13 protein-coding genes are annotated in these 13,872 nt (G+C 71.9%); 5 read left to right on the plus strand and 8 right to left on the minus strand.

Annotated features, from left to right (window positions below; all coding sequences use genetic code 11):
* Positions 1-107 precede the first annotated feature (107 nt).
* Positions 108-1,295 carry a threonine aldolase family protein gene (locus ACFV2X_RS37575; protein ID WP_385625565.1) on the plus strand — a complete coding sequence of 396 codons (1,188 nt, stop codon included), beginning with the start codon at positions 108-110 and terminating at the stop codon, positions 1,293-1,295.
* On the opposite strand, the gene ACFV2X_RS37580 is transcribed toward ACFV2X_RS37575, so the two are convergent.
* Positions 1,203-1,556: a hypothetical protein gene (locus tag ACFV2X_RS37580; RefSeq protein WP_385625567.1), complete on the minus strand. Its 354-nt coding sequence runs from the start codon at positions 1,554-1,556 to the stop codon at positions 1,203-1,205. The two genes, ACFV2X_RS37575 and ACFV2X_RS37580, sit on opposite strands and share 93 nt — an antisense overlap.
* A gap of 100 nt (positions 1,557-1,656) precedes the next feature.
* On the opposite strand from ACFV2X_RS37580, the gene ACFV2X_RS37585 reads away from it, so the two are divergent.
* Positions 1,657-2,751, plus strand: coding sequence for a DUF5937 family protein (locus ACFV2X_RS37585; RefSeq protein ID WP_385625569.1), 1,095 nt, complete (start codon positions 1,657-1,659; stop codon positions 2,749-2,751).
* A gap of 44 nt (positions 2,752-2,795) precedes the next feature.
* On the opposite strand, the gene ACFV2X_RS37590 is transcribed toward ACFV2X_RS37585, so the two are convergent.
* A complete protein-coding gene (locus tag ACFV2X_RS37590; RefSeq protein ID WP_385625571.1) occupies positions 2,796-3,497 on the minus strand; it encodes a response regulator in 702 nt (233 codons plus the stop codon).
* A 154-nt stretch (positions 3,498-3,651) separates the two neighbouring features.
* Positions 3,652-4,878: a sensor histidine kinase gene (locus ACFV2X_RS37595; RefSeq protein WP_385625573.1), complete on the minus strand. Its 1,227-nt coding sequence runs from the start codon at positions 4,876-4,878 to the stop codon at positions 3,652-3,654.
* A gap of 109 nt (positions 4,879-4,987) precedes the next feature.
* Here ACFV2X_RS37595 and ACFV2X_RS37600 point away from each other — a divergent pair, with 109 nt between their 5' ends.
* Entirely contained in the window at positions 4,988-6,145 is a 1,158-nt protein-coding gene (locus tag ACFV2X_RS37600; RefSeq protein ID WP_385625575.1) for an SAM-dependent methyltransferase, read from the plus strand.
* Between the two features lie 66 nt (positions 6,146-6,211).
* Positions 6,212-7,354, plus strand: a complete 1,143-nt coding sequence (locus ACFV2X_RS37605) for an NADH-quinone oxidoreductase subunit D (protein WP_385625577.1) — start codon at positions 6,212-6,214, stop codon at positions 7,352-7,354.
* A 51-nt stretch (positions 7,355-7,405) separates the two neighbouring features.
* On the opposite strand, the gene ACFV2X_RS37610 is transcribed toward ACFV2X_RS37605, so the two are convergent.
* The 4 genes from ACFV2X_RS37610 to ACFV2X_RS37625 all read right to left on the minus strand — a co-directional run bounded on the left by ACFV2X_RS37610 (position 7,406) and on the right by ACFV2X_RS37625 (position 11,294).
* Positions 7,406-8,545, minus strand: a complete 1,140-nt coding sequence (locus tag ACFV2X_RS37610; protein ID WP_385625579.1) for a hypothetical protein — start codon at positions 8,543-8,545, stop codon at positions 7,406-7,408.
* Between the two features lie 156 nt (positions 8,546-8,701).
* A complete protein-coding gene (locus ACFV2X_RS37615) occupies positions 8,702-9,637 on the minus strand; it encodes an ABC transporter substrate-binding protein (protein WP_385625581.1) in 936 nt (311 codons plus the stop codon).
* 107 nt (positions 9,638-9,744) lie between these two features.
* Complete coding sequence (locus ACFV2X_RS37620; protein WP_385625583.1) at positions 9,745-10,500, minus strand: ABC transporter permease; 756 nt, start codon at positions 10,498-10,500, stop codon at positions 9,745-9,747.
* Positions 10,500-11,294: an ABC transporter permease gene (locus ACFV2X_RS37625; RefSeq protein WP_385625585.1), complete on the minus strand. Its 795-nt coding sequence runs from the start codon at positions 11,292-11,294 to the stop codon at positions 10,500-10,502. Before ACFV2X_RS37625 ends, ACFV2X_RS37620 begins: the two co-directional genes overlap by 1 nt.
* 121 nt (positions 11,295-11,415) lie before the next feature.
* Here ACFV2X_RS37625 and ACFV2X_RS37630 point away from each other — a divergent pair, with 121 nt between their 5' ends.
* Complete coding sequence (locus ACFV2X_RS37630) at positions 11,416-12,600, plus strand: ABC transporter ATP-binding protein (protein ID WP_385625587.1); 1,185 nt, start codon at positions 11,416-11,418, stop codon at positions 12,598-12,600.
* A 69-nt stretch (positions 12,601-12,669) separates the two neighbouring features.
* Here the strand turns inward: ACFV2X_RS37630 and ACFV2X_RS37635 are convergent, their stop codons facing one another.
* Positions 12,670-13,806: an alpha/beta hydrolase gene (locus tag ACFV2X_RS37635; protein ID WP_385625589.1), complete on the minus strand. Its 1,137-nt coding sequence runs from the start codon at positions 13,804-13,806 to the stop codon at positions 12,670-12,672.
* Positions 13,807-13,872 lie beyond the last annotated feature (66 nt).

A 13,872-nucleotide genomic window follows, 5' to 3' on the forward strand; every position in this document is an offset into this window, starting at 1 on the left:
CGATTCCCCGCCATGCTACGCGAGTGCTTCCAGATGCTCCGGTCCTGTCCCCAGGGCTGTGGAAAACCCTGTGGCCCGCCCGAGCGCGGGTACGACATGCTCGGCCCATGGCAGACGGAACGGCGCGGCCGGGGGAACCAGAGCAGCCGGAACCGGACCTGCGGGCCCGCAGGCTCGCGGCCTGGCGCGGCTCGACGCGGAAGCTGACCAGCCTCGCGGTCGGTGAGCGGATCGGCGAGCGGCTGGCCCGGCTGACGGCCGACGCCGCCGGGTCGTACGACCTGGACGACTGGGTGGACTTCTACGGGGACGGGGTCGTCGAGGAGCTGGAGCGGCGCGTCGCCGAGCTGCTCGGCACGGAGGCCGCGGCCTTCTTCCCCACCGGCACCATGGCCCAGCAGATCGCGCTGCGCTGCTGGGCGGGGCGCACCGGCAATCCGGCCGTGGCCGTGCATCCGCTCTCGCATCTGGAGGTGCATGAGCGCGATGCCTATCTGACGGTGAGCGGGCTGCGCGCGGTACACCCGACGAGCGAGCCGCGGCTGCCCACGGCCGACGAGGTCCGGGAGCTGGACGAGCCCTTCGGGACGCTCGCCCTGGAGCTTCCGCTGCGCGACGCGGGCTTCGCGCTGCCCACCTGGGACGAGCTGACCGCCGTGGTGGAGGCCGCGCGGGAGCGGGAGGCGGTGGTCCACTTCGACGGGGCGAGACTGTGGGAGTGCACCGCGCACTTCGGGCGCGAGCTGTCGGAGATCGCCGCCCTCGCGGACTCGGTGTATGTGTCGTTCTACAAGTCGCTGGACGGCATTTCAGGGGCCGCGCTGGCCGGGCCCGAGGCGCTGGTGGCGGAGGCGAAGGCGTGGCGGCACCGGTACGGCGGGCAGGTGTTCCAGCAGTGGCCCGCGGCGCTGGCCGCACTGGCCGGTCTGGACCGCGAGCTGCCCCGGCTGCCGTCGTACGTGGCGCACGCCCAGGTCGTGGCGCGGGCGCTGGACGAGGCGTTCAGGTCCGCCGGGGTGGCCTGGTTCCGGGTGCATCCGCACCAGCCGCACACCCATCGGTTCCAGGTGTGGCTGCCGTATCCGGCCGCTGACCTGGACGAGGCAGGGCTGCGGCTGGCGGAGGAGACGCGGACGACGCTGTTCGGCCGGTGGTGGGAGTCGGGGCCGCCTGGCCTGGCCATGACCGAGGTGACGGTCGCCTCATCCGCACTGGAGTGGACGGCGGACGATGTCGCAGCCGCCGTCGCCGCCTTCCTCAAGCGGCTTCCGGAGGGCGACCGGGCGGTCGGCTGAGCCGGTCGCCGCCGCGCCCGTCGCCGGGCGCCGGGCGAAGAGGGCGGCCAGCCGGGCGCGTACGACCTGCCGGGTGCGTACGGTCAGCCGGGCCGCCCGGCTCCCCCGCGCCGGGCGCTCCTCGGCCACCGCGCGGAAGCCGCCGTACCGGCTCAGCTCCCGGATGGTGCGCCAGTCGCCGGGGCGGGGCGCGGGCGGGGCGGGTTCGCCGCGCTGGGCGGCGCGGTACAGGTCCAGTGCGTACTGCTCGGTGAGGCTCATGGCACGAGGCTGCGCCCGCCCCCGGCCGCCGGTCGTTCCGATTGACGATGGCAGTCAAATGAGGTCGAAGGCCGTCGGCGCGGACCGCACCATAGGAGCCATGGCCAGCGTCATCGACATCACCGGGCTGCCGCCCGAACGCATCGTCTTCACCCCCTCCCCGCTCGCCGAGCTGGGCGCCGCGCTGCATGTGCTGTCCGAGCCCGGCCACCACCCGGGGCTGCACGGCTGGGCGACCGCCACGGCCGCGGGCCTCAAGCCCGACCTCGCCGACCGGCTCCACGAGGCGGACTTCCTGTGGCGCTCCTCCCGCTCCGATCTGCTGCTGCCCGCCGAGCCCGGGGCGACGCTCGCGGAGGAGCTGGACGCGCTGGACCGGATCGACGACGAGCGGTTCGTGGCGGCCGCCTTCGAGATCACCTGCTCCCTCACCTCGTACGCCCTTCCCTCGCCGTCGCCGCTGGTCGACGCGGGCGAGCGGGCGCGGGTACGAGAGCTGGCGGCGGCCCGCGGGCCGAAGCAGGCCGCGTTCGTCGACCGGATGCTGGAGGACCCGGACGGGCTGCGGGTCTGGCTGCGCCGTCTGCTGGAGGACTGCGACCAGGCGTTCTTCGCGGACACCTGGCAGCGGGTGCGGGGCCAGCTGGCCGCCGACGCCCGCCACAAGGGGGAGCTGCTGCGGCGCAAGGGACTTGAGGAGGCGCTGGCGGCGACATCGGCCGCGTTGTCCGTGGTGCCGGGCGAGGGCGGCGTACGGCGCATCCACGTGGACAAGCTCGCCGGGGGTGAGACGACGGCGGTCGGCCAGGGGCTGACCTTCGTTCCGACCGCCTTCGGCTGGCCGCATCTGCTCGTGCTGTACGCGCCCGGCTGGCCCCCGGTGATCCAGTACCCGGTCGCGGCCCCGGAGCTGCCGCAGCCCGCCGCGCTGGAGCTCGTCCAGCGCCGGGTGGACGCGCTGGCCCACCCGATGCGGATGCGCATGTGCCTCAGCCTCGCCCGAGGCCCGCACACCACCGGGGAACTGGCCGAGAGGTGCGGCATCAGCCCGCCGGAGGTCTCCCGCCACATCGCCGTCATGAAGAAGGCGGGGCTGCTGACCACCCGCCGCCGCGGCCGCTATGTGCTGCATCAGCTGGAGCTGACGGCGGTGGCGCGGCTGGGCAGCGACTTCCTGGAGAGCGTTCTGAGATAGCCGGAGAGCGTCCTGAGGCAGCGGGGCGCGGCAGGGAACCGGGGCTAGAGCCGGGAGCCGCCGCCCGGGCCCTGGGCGCGTACCAGCCCCGACTCGTACGCCATCACCACCACCTGAACCCGGTCGCGCAGCTCCAGCTTGGTGAGGATGCGGCCCACATGGGTCTTCACGGTCGCCTCGGAGAGCACCAGGCGCGCCGCTATCTCGCCGTTCGACAGCCCCTGCGCGACCAGCAGCATGACCTCGCGTTCGCGGTCGGTCAGCCGCTCCAGCTCGGGGCGGGCCGATCCCCCGGGGCCGGTGCCGCCGGCCGCGCCCGGCAGCATCGGCGCGAAGCGGTCCAGCAGCCGGCGGGTGGTGCTGGGGGCGACGACCGCGTCGCCGCTGTGCACGGCGCGGATGGCGGCGAGCAGTTCACCGGGCGGCACGTCCTTGAGCATGAAGCCGCCCGCTCCGGCCTTGAGCGCCGAGAACGCGTACTCGTCGAGGTCGAAGGTGGTCAGGATGAGCACCTTGGGCGCGCCCTCCTGCGCGCAGATGCGGCGGGTGGCCTCCACTCCGTCGAGCCTGGGCATCCGGACGTCCATGAGGACGACGTCCACCTCGGCGGTGCGCAGCACCTCCAGGGCCTCCGCGCCGTCGCCCGCCTCGGCGACGACCTCCATGTCGGGCTGGGCCGCGAGCACCATCCGGAAGCCGGTGCGCAGCAGCACTTGGTCGTCGACGAGCATGACGCGGATCGGCATCCGGTCGGGTCCCTTCCCTCAGCCCCTCAGAGAGCGTTTTCTCAGTGAGCGGGTCATGGTGTGCGTGGTGACACTACCGATCGGCGCTGGCCGGCAGTGATCGGCCCACGACCGATCAGCGGAGGCCATCAGCGGGGCCGGTCAGCACGGCCCATCAGCGGGGCCGCTCGGCCGACCGGCTGAGCGGCAGCAGCGCGCTGATGCGGAAGCCGCCGCCCGGCCGTGGGCCCGCATCGAGGGTGCCCCCCACCATGCCGACCCGCTCCCGCATCCCGATCAGGCCGTGCCCCTGGCCGTCCGCGCCGCCGTCCTCGTACATCTCCTGCCGCGCGCCCCGCCCGTCGTCCTCGACGAGGAGGCCGAGCCCGTCGTCGAAGTAGGTCAGGCGCACGCTGGCGCCCACGTCCGGGCCGCCGTGCTTACGGGTGTTGGTAAGCGCTTCCTGCACAATGCGGTAGGCGGTCAGCTCGACGCCGCTGGGCAGCGGGCGCGGACTGCCCACGATCTTGAAGTCCACCGGCAGCCCGGCGCCGCGCACCTGCTCCACGAGGTCGTCTATCTGCTCCACATCCGGCTGCGGGACGTAGTCGCTGTCGTCGCTGGGCGCCCCCGAGCGCAGCACGCCCAGCAGCCGCCGCATCTCGGCGAGCGCCTGGCGGCCGGTGCCGGAGATCGTCTCCAGCGCCTGCCGGGCCTGATCGGGGGCGGCGTCCATGACATACGCGGCGCCGTCGGCCTGGACCACCATCACCGACACGTTGTGCGCGACGACGTCGTGCAGCTCACGCGCGATCCGCGCCCGCTCGGCGGCCACCGCCACCTTGGCCTGCGCCTCGCGCTCCTTCTCCAGGCGCGCGGCGCGCTCCTCCAGCTGGGCGTAGTAGGCGCGGCGGGTGCGGATGGAGTCGCCGAGCACCCAGGCCAGGACGAACGGGATGGTGATGAAGACCGTGGCGATGGCCATGCCCCACCACGTCCGCTCCTCCGCCTCCGGGTGATCCGGGCCGGGCCAGCGGAGGGTGGCGACGATCGGCGCGGCCAGGGCCGCGATGAGCGCGAAGCGGGACGCCCAGCGCTTCCCCTCGGCCGCCACCGTGTAGACGAGGACCAGCATCGCGAAGTCGGCGGGGTTCTGCTCGACGTTCAGTACGACCTGGGCCACCCCGCACACCGTGACGAGGATCAGCATCTTCTCGGGCGCGCGTCGGCGCAGCGCGACGGCGGCGCACAGCGCGAGGACGATCGGCACGGCCGCGGCGCGCGGCACCGTGTGCATGGGCGCCTTGACCATCCACAGGAGCGAGAAACCGAAGAGGATGACGGCCCAGAAGCTGTCCACCCCTGTCGGGTGCCTGCGGAGGAAATCGTAGAGGCGCTGCACGTCACCCAGCGTAGGCATGGTGGATACGTCCGGGGGTCAGCCGGACGGGCGATCCGTGAGCCGCCGCCCTACGACCCAAGGTGGATACGGCTCCGCTTAGCGTAGGCGTGTGGCGAGCGAGACGCGGGAATGGCTGGGGTGGCGTGACGCCGCCGAACACGCCCTCTACGGACCGGAAGGTTTCTTTCGGCGTACGGAAGGACCGGCCGGGCATTTCCGTACATCGGTGCACGCCTCGCCCCGGTACGCGGCGGCTGTCGCCGAGCTGCTGGCGCGGGTGGACCGGGCGCTGGGCCACCCGGCCGAGCTGGCCTTGGTGGATGTGGGCGCGGGGCGGGGCGAGTTGCTGACCGGTGTGCTGGCGTGCGCGGCGGGGATGGCCGAGGGGCAGGGCTCCGGGCTGGTTGAGCGGCTGCGCCCGTACGCCGTGGAGCGGGCGCCGCGCCCGCCCGGCCTCGACCCCCGGATCACCTGGCTCGGGGACCTGGGTGAGCTGCCGCGCGACGGCCTCGACGGGCTCCTCTTCGCCAATGAATGGCTCGACAACGTCCCCGTCGACGTGGCGGAGACCGACGCGGACGGCGCTTGGCGCCGGGTCCTGGTCGCCCCCGAGGACGGCGCCGAACGGCTGGGCGAGCCGGTGGGCGGCGCGGACGCGGACTGGCTGGCGCGCTGGTGGCCGTCGGCGCGGGACCCGGGGGACGAGCCGGGGCTGCGGGCGGAGATCGGCCGGCCGCGGGACGAGGCGTGGGCGGAGGCGGTACGCGCCCTGCGGTCGGGACTCGCGGTCGCCGTGGACTACGCGCACGAGCGCGGGGCGCGGCCCCCGTTCGGGACGCTGACCGGCTTCCGCGAGGGGCGTGAGGTGCGGCCCGTACCGGACGGCTCCTGCGATCTGACCGCCCATGTGGCGCTCGACGCGTGCGCGGCGGCGGGCGAGGCGGCCCTGCGGGGAGCGGCGACCCTGCGGGGGATGGCGGATCCCACGCACGAGGATCACCCGCCCGCGGATCCCTCCCTCACCCCCGTCACCCTCCCCCAACGCGACGCGCTGCGCGCTCTCGGCGTCGAGGGGCGGCGGCCACCGCTGGCGCTGGCCGGCAGCGACCCGGCGGCGTACGTACGCGCGCTGAGCGCGGCGGGCGAGGCGGCGGAGCTGCTGGACCCGGCGGGGCTCGGGGGCTTCACCTGGCTGCTGCAGCCGACGGCCGCGGTGTGCGGCGGGCTGCTGGGGCCGGGGCGGGCCGATCCAGGCCAGGGCGCGTAGCGCCTCCGTTGAGGGTGGTGGTGGGCGACGGGTGGGCGGAGAAGCGGCGGCTGAGAGACTGGGCTCATGACGGAGACGACAGTCGGCATCGGCGGTGCCGCCGAGAGCACGGACATGGTGCTCAACATCGGCCCGCAGCACCCGTCCACCCACGGCGTGCTGCGGCTGCGCCTCGTCCTGGACGGGGAGCGGATCCAGAGCGCCGAGCCGGTGATCGGGTATATGCACCGCGGCGCGGAGAAGCTGTTCGAGGCGCGGGACTACCGCCAGATCATCATGCTCGCCAACCGCCACGACTGGCTGTCCGCCTTCTCCAACGAGCTGGGCGTCGTCCTCGCCGTCGAGCGGATGCTGGGCATGGAGGTGCCCGAGCGCGCCGTATGGACCCGCACCCTGCTGGCCGAGCTGAACCGGGTGCTCAACCACCTGATGTTCCTGGGGTCCTATCCCCTGGAGCTGGGCGGCATCACGCCGATCTTCTACGCGTTCCGCGAGCGCGAGGACCTTCAGCACGTCATGGAGGAGGTCTCCGGCGGCCGGATGCACTACATGTTCAACCGGGTGGGCGGCCTGAAGGAGGACCTTCCGGCGGGCTGGCTCGGCCGGGCCCGCCAGGCGGTGGCCGAGGTCCGCTCGCGCATGGACGTGTACGACCAGCTGGTGCTCGGCAACGAGATCTTCCGGGGGCGCACCCGCGGGGTGGGCGCGCTGGCGCGCGAGACGGTGCACGCCTACGGGGTCAGCGGACCCATCGCCCGCGCCTCGGGCGTCGACTTCGACCTGCGGCGCGACGAGCCGTATCTGGCGTACGGGGAGCTGCGCGACACTCTGAAGGTCGTCGTCCGCGACGAGGGCGACTGCCTGGCCCGCTTCGAATGCCTGCTGGAGCAGACCCACAACTCCCTGGACCTCGCGGACGCCTGTCTGGACCGGATCGCGGAGCTCCCGCCGGGTCCGATCAACCAGCGGCTGCCCAAGGTGCTCAAGGCGCCCGAGGGCCACACCTACGCCTGGACCGAGAACCCGCTCGGCCTCAACGGCTACTACCTCGTCTCGAAGGGCGAGAAGACGCCGTACCGGCTGAAGCTGCGGTCGGCGTCGTACAACAACATCCAGGCGCTGACCGAGCTGCTGCCGGGCACGCTGGTCGCCGATATGGTGGCCATTCTCGGCTCGCTCTTCTTCGTCGTCGGCGACATCGACAAATAGGCGATATCGACAAATAGTGGTACGAGAAGCCGACGGACCGTTACGGCGGCCCTAGGAGATCGCGCTGCGCAGCTTGGGCATCTCGATGTGCTCGGCCTCGTCGTGCTCGGTCAGGTCGATGACCTCGCCCACCGCGCCCTTCCCGGCCTCCTCCGCAAGCGTCTCCGCGCCGATCACATCGGCAAGGTCCTCGTCCGACGCCTCCGGGCGCTCGGCGGACTCGGCCGACTCCGCGGGCTCGGCGGGCTCGGCGGGCTCGGCGGACTCGACGGGCTCCGGCTCCCGCTTCTTGGGCTGCTTCTTCTGCGTACCGAAGTAGTCGAAACCGCCCTCCGCGCGGGAGGCGGCCCGGCGCGCCGCGGCGTAGGGCACCACCGCGGAGGCGGCCGTACGGGCGTGGGGCCGGGGCTCCCCGGCGCCGGACGCGGCGACAGCGGCCTGGTCCTCGCCCGACTGAGCCTCGCCCGACTGGTCCTCGACCAGCCGGTCCTGAACTGGTCGGTCCTCAACCAGCCGGTCGTCTGCCGCGCGTTCACCGTCCGCCCGCTCACCGTCCGCCCGCTCGCCCGGCTCACCCTCCGCGCGCTCTTCGGCGCGCGGCTGGCGCGGGACGCGCTCGCGCTCCTCGCGCTGCCTGCGCGCATTGCGCACCAGATGACGCAGCGCCTCGTCGGCCCGCGCGTACGCCTCGGCGGTCGGAGCGCCGGCCACGGGGTTGCCGGGGCCGGATGCCTCGTGGGCCGGGAGCTCGGGGGCCGACGGCTCGGACTCCAGCTCCCTGACCGGAGCCGCGGCCTCCAACGCCAGCCGGCGGCGGCCCTCCAGGGCCCTGGCCCGCTCCGTCTCGGCCGTGGCGTAGCGGCGCAGCAGCGAGGCGTGCTCGTTGCGCAGCCGGGCCAGTTCGGCGCGCTTGGCGCGCAGCTTGGCGTTGAGCGCGGTCTGCAGCTCGGCGGCCTTCTCGGCATCCGCTTCGAGTTCGGCGATCCGATCCTCGTACTTCAGCTCCTGCCGCGCGTTCTCGCTCGCGACCTCGGCGACCCGCCGCCCGGCGGAGCGGTCCCAACTGCGCATCAGGACGGCACCGACGACCGCGGCGGCTGCCGCGGTCGCCGCGAGCCCACGGATCACGACCGTATCGCCGACCAGCCAGGCACCGGAGGCGCACGCTATTGACGCGGCTGCGACCGACAAAGGGGGAAGTAGCCTGTGCAGAGGTGGGGATTGGCGGTGGCGTCCACGTGGCATGGCCCGAAACTTACCGTGCGGGCGGCTCCTATGGGGCCCCGCCCCGCCAAATTCCGCGTCCGATCCGCCTTCGGCCCGGCACTTCACTAGTCCTTCACGAGGCTAGTCCTTCACCAGTCCCTTCTCCTTCAGGTAGTCCTTGGCGACGTCAGACGCCTTGAGCCGCTCCGCGTCCACCTTCTTGTTGAGTTCGGTGAGATCGGCAGTGGTCAACACCTTGTTGAGCTTGTTGAGCGCCTTCGCGATCTTCTCCGAGCCCGCGGACTTCGCATTCACGACGGGCAGGACGTTGTCGGCATTCTGCAGTTTCTTGTCGTCCGCCAGCAGGACGAGTCCGAATTGATCAAGGGTGGCGTCCGTGGACGTGGTCAGCAGCATCTGGTCCTTGCCGTCCTTGACCGCCTGCTTGGCCTGGACGCTGCCGATATCCAGCGGGTCGATGCCGGTGATGTCTATCCCGTACGTCTTCTCCAGGCCGGGCTGGCAGAAGGGGCGCTTGGGGCATTCGTCGCCCGCCGCCAACTTGATCTTCTGCTTGGACTTTCCGAGGTCGGAGAGCGTCTTGAGGCTGTGCTCCGAAGCGAAGTCCTTGCGCACCGCGAAGGCGTTCTGGTCGACGGCCTCGCCGGGCTCGAGCGCCTTCAGTCCGCGGGGCTCGGCGAGTTCGCGGAGCACCTTCACCGTGGCGTCGACGTCCGAGGAGGCTACGGGCTTGGCTTTCGGCCCGTTCTTCTTCAGATTCAGATATTCGGCCATCGTTGCCGCGTACTCCGGCACGACATCGATCTCGCCCTTCTCCAGGGACGGTGCGTACAGTTCACGAGAGTCGACCGTCTTGATCGACGTCTTATAGCCGGCGTCCTCCAGCAGCCCTGTGTACAGCGCCGCCAGGATCTTCGACTCGGTGAAGTTGGCCGCCCCGACCACCACCGAATCCTCGCTCTTCTTCTCCAGGCTGTCGCCGCCACACCCGGTGAGTCCGGCGGCCAGCGCCGTGACGGTCGCGGCCGCCCCGGCCACGCGGAAGATCTTGCTCATTGGGATTCCCCGTCCATAGATGACATGCGATGTCATGAGACGTCACGAATATTCAGCGCGCGCAAATGTATTCAGCACGCCCACACCGTTGTGGGCCACGCACCTGTTCACGAGGGCCGGCCTGCCGCGCCGGTCAGCGCCGGCGCCTTCGGCGCCTGGTCCGCGGGCGGGCGCTGCTCCGCGGCCGCGGACCGTACGCGCCTGCGGCGCATCGGGTCCAGCAGCCACTGCACAGCGACGAGCACGCCCTCGACCGTCAGCGCGAGCGCCGCGACCAGCACCGCCCCGGCCACCACCTGGGCGGTGTCGGTGACCCGGAAGCCCGCCGTGATGATCCGGCCGAGCCCGCCGCCACCGGGCAGCGCCGCGAGCGTCGCCGTCGCCACCACCTGAACGGCGGCCGAGCGTACACCCGTCATGATCAGCGGGAAGGCGAGCGGCAGCTCGACCCTGGCGACCAGCTGACCGCTGGTCATCCCCATGCCGCGCGCCGCCTCGACGACCTCGCGGTCCGCCTCGCGCATGCCCACATAGGCGTTGGTGAGCAGCGGCGGGATGGCGAACAGCACCAGTGCGACGATCGTGGGCCAGTCGCCGTGCGTCCCCAGCGGGCTGAGCAGCAGCAGGACCAGAACCGCGAAGGTGGGCACCGCACGGCCCGCGTTGGAGATGTTGACCGCGACGGCGCCGCCCTTGCCGATATGCCCGAGCACGACGGCGACCGGCAGGGCGATCGCGCACGAGATCGCCAGACAGGCGACGGTGAGGTACAGATGCTGGCCGAGCCGGTGCCATACGCCGTCGGTGCCCGACCAGTGCGACCCGGTGGTCAGCCATGTCCAGGCCTCGCCGATGACCCCCATCAGGCCGCCCCCGCCTTCTGCCGTGCCCTGTCCCGCGCTTGCTCCTGGGCAGGCTCCTGCGCCTGCCCCCGCGCGCTCTCGCGCGCTTGCTCCTGCGCCCTCTTCTGCGCCTTCCGCGCCTTCTTCGTTCCTCCTCGCGCCCACGGCGTGAGCAGCCGCTGCACGAAGAGCAGCAGCACATCAGCCACGACCGCCAGGGCCACGCACAGCACCGACGCGGTGAGCACCTGGGCCTTGAAGAAGCTGCGCATGCCCTCATAGATCAGATTGCCGAGGCCGCCGTAGCCGACGATCGCGCCGACCGTGGTGAGCGAGATGGTGGAGACCGTGGTGATCCGCAGCCCGGCCATCAGCGCGGGCAGCGCGAGCGGCAGTTCCACGCCGAACAGCAGGCGCAGCGGGCCGTAGCCCATGCCGCGGGCCGCCTCACGAGCCTCCTCGGGCACCGAGGCGAGCCCGGCCATGATGTTGCGCACCAGGATCGTCAGCGAATACAGCACCAGGCCGGTGATCACCACCGCGGCCGAGACCCCGAAGAAGGGCAGCAGCAGCGAGAACATCGCCAGCGAGGGCACCGTATAGAGGATCGTCGTCAGCCCCAGCACCGGGCCCGCCACGGACCGCCATCGGCGGGCCAGCAGCGCCAGCGGAAAAGCGACCACGAAACCGATGGCGACCGACGCCACCGTGATCCACACATGCTGGACCGTCGCGTCCGTCAGCTCCTGACTGCGCGTACGTACATATTCCCCGCAGATCCAGTCATTGCTGATCAGGCAGCTCTGCCCGGCCACTCGGTCACCTCCCCGTCGTCTCCGGTGACCTGGCGACCCTAACCCCGGGCACCGACAATCTCGTCGGCTCGCCACACAACAGCAACAATTGAAACCCGGAATGCGGCCACAATGGGGAGCCATGATCCGCTTCGAGAACGTCACCAAGCGCTACGCCGACGGCACGACGGCCGTGGACGATCTGTCCTTCGAGGTCGCGGAGGGCGAGCTGGTCACGCTCGTCGGACCGTCGGGCTGCGGCAAGACCACCACCATGAAGATGGTCAACCGGCTCATCGAACCGACCTCGGGCCGGATCGTCCTGGACGGTGAGGACATCGCCGCGGTCGATCCGGTGAAGCTGCGCCGCCGCATCGGCTATGTCATCCAGCAGGTCGGCCTGTTCCCGCACAAGACCGTGCTGGAGAACACCGCCACCGTCCCCGCCCTGCTGGGCTGGCAGCGCAAGAAGGCCCGGGACCGCGCCGCCGAACTCCTCGACCTGGTGGGCCTCGACCCCTCCGTCTACGGCGACCGCTACCCCGACCAGCTCTCCGGCGGCCAGCGCCAGCGGGTCGGCGTGGCCCGGGCGCTGGCAGCCGACCCGCCGGTGCTGCTGATGGACGAGCCGTTCGGCGCCGTGGACCCGGTGGTCCGCGAGCGGCTGCAGACCGAGTTCCTGCGGCTGCAGTCCCAGGTCCGCAAGACGGTGCTGCTGGTGACCCACGACATCGAGGAGGCGGTCCGGCTCGGCGACCGCATCGCGGTGTACGGGGCGGGGCGGATCGAGCAGTTCGACACGCCCGCGTCGGTGCTGGGCGCGCCCGCCACGCCGTACGTCGCGGACTTCGTCGGCGCGGACCGCGGTCTGAAGCGGCTGTCCGTCACCCCCATCGAACCGGGCGACCTCGAACAGCCCCCGGTGGTCCACCTCGACGACCCGCTGGCCAAGGCCGCCGCCCGGCTGTCGGCCGACGGGGCGCGCTGGGCCGTCGTACTGGACGACGCGGACCGGCTGCACGGCTGGATCCCGGCGGACGCGGCGGACGCGGCTCAGAAGCCCGGCAAGGAGGCGGCGGCCGGAGGGACCGTACGGGACCACGCCCGGCGCATGGAGGCGTGGCTGCCGGTCGGCTCCTCGCTCAAGCAGGCGTTCAGCACCATGCTTCAGCACGACGCCGGCTGGATAGCGGTCCTCGACGGCGACCGTTTCCTCGGCGTGCTCACCCCCGCCCGCCTCCACGAGGCGCTGCGCCGCTCGATCGACGCCGACGCGGGCGGGATCGCCCGGGCGGAGGTGGAGCTGCAGACGGTCGCCGACGTATGAGCGCGCGCGGCGGCTCGCCGCGCGCGCTCAGTGGCTGTGGCTCAGCAGCCGTGGCTCAGTGGCCGTGGCTCAACGGTCGCCGAGCCGGCCGCCCAGCCACTCCAGCGCGGCGGGCACCTCGCGCTTCCAGGTGTTGAAGTTGTGGCCGCCGGTCTTGAGGATGATGGAGGAGATCCTGGTGGGCTCGCCCCGGAGGTTGAGCTCCTTGACCTTCTCGATGAACTTCACGGTGTCCTTGTAGTTCTTCTCACCGTGCTCACTGCTGGAGACCAGGAGGGACACCGGCGGCGCGGGCTTGTGGTCCAGCCGCCACATCAGGTTGTTCTCCCGCTCCAGCTGCTTGCTGCCACCGAACAGATCGCCGGTGGTCGCGTCGATCGGGGCCTTGTACGAGGGAGAGAGACCGGCCGCGACGGAGAAGGCCTCGGGGTGGCGCATGGCCATCTTCAACGCGCAGTAGCCGCCGGTGGAATTGCCGATGACACCCCAGTTACGGGCGTGTTCGCCCACCCGGTAGTGGTCGGCCACGGCGGCCGGCACGTCCTTCGTGAAGAACGTCTCGGTCTGCGGGCCCCGGGGCACGTCCACGCACTCGGTGTCGCGCGGCGGGGCGACGGTCGGGCGCAGCATCACCAGGACCATCGGCTGCATCCTGCCGTCTCTGACCAGCTTATGGGCGTTCTGAGGGTATTTCAGGCCGTTGATCAGAGCCTCCGTGGTGCCCGGGTACCCGGTCAGCACCAGCACGGCGGGGAAGTCGCGCCGGGCGTACTCCGGCTGGAAGTACTCCGGCGGCAGATAGACGTACGCCGGGCTGGCCAGCCCGGACTGCGGCCCCTTGATGGTGACCTTCTCGATCCGCCCGGCGACGGCCGGCTCCGAGCCGCCGGGCACGTTCACCTTCCGGATGTCGGTGACCTGCACCCGGGTGTTGCTGCTCGCGGCGTCGTGGTTCACGACGACGCCCGGGGTGGTCTCGGTGCCGAACAGGTCCGACCAGGAACCGTAGAAGCCGAAGGACTGGTTCGCGAACAGGCCGAGCGCGGCGAACAGCGACACCTGTGTGACCAACAGCATGCCGATCCGGCCGAGCACCGGGGCGACTCCGCGCCGGGCGAGCCTGGGCCAGACCCAGATCGTGGCGCCGAACAGCAGCACCGACGCGACGACTGACACCATCACGACGTTGTTGCTCGTAAGACCCATCACTATCTTTCTGCCGGGCGGCCGGCTCCCCCGTGCCGCGCGATGGAACCCCGCCCCGTCAAACGC

The organism is Streptomyces sp. NPDC059679, from assembly GCF_042734105.1.
Lineage (GTDB): Bacteria > Actinomycetota > Actinomycetes > Streptomycetales > Streptomycetaceae > Streptomyces.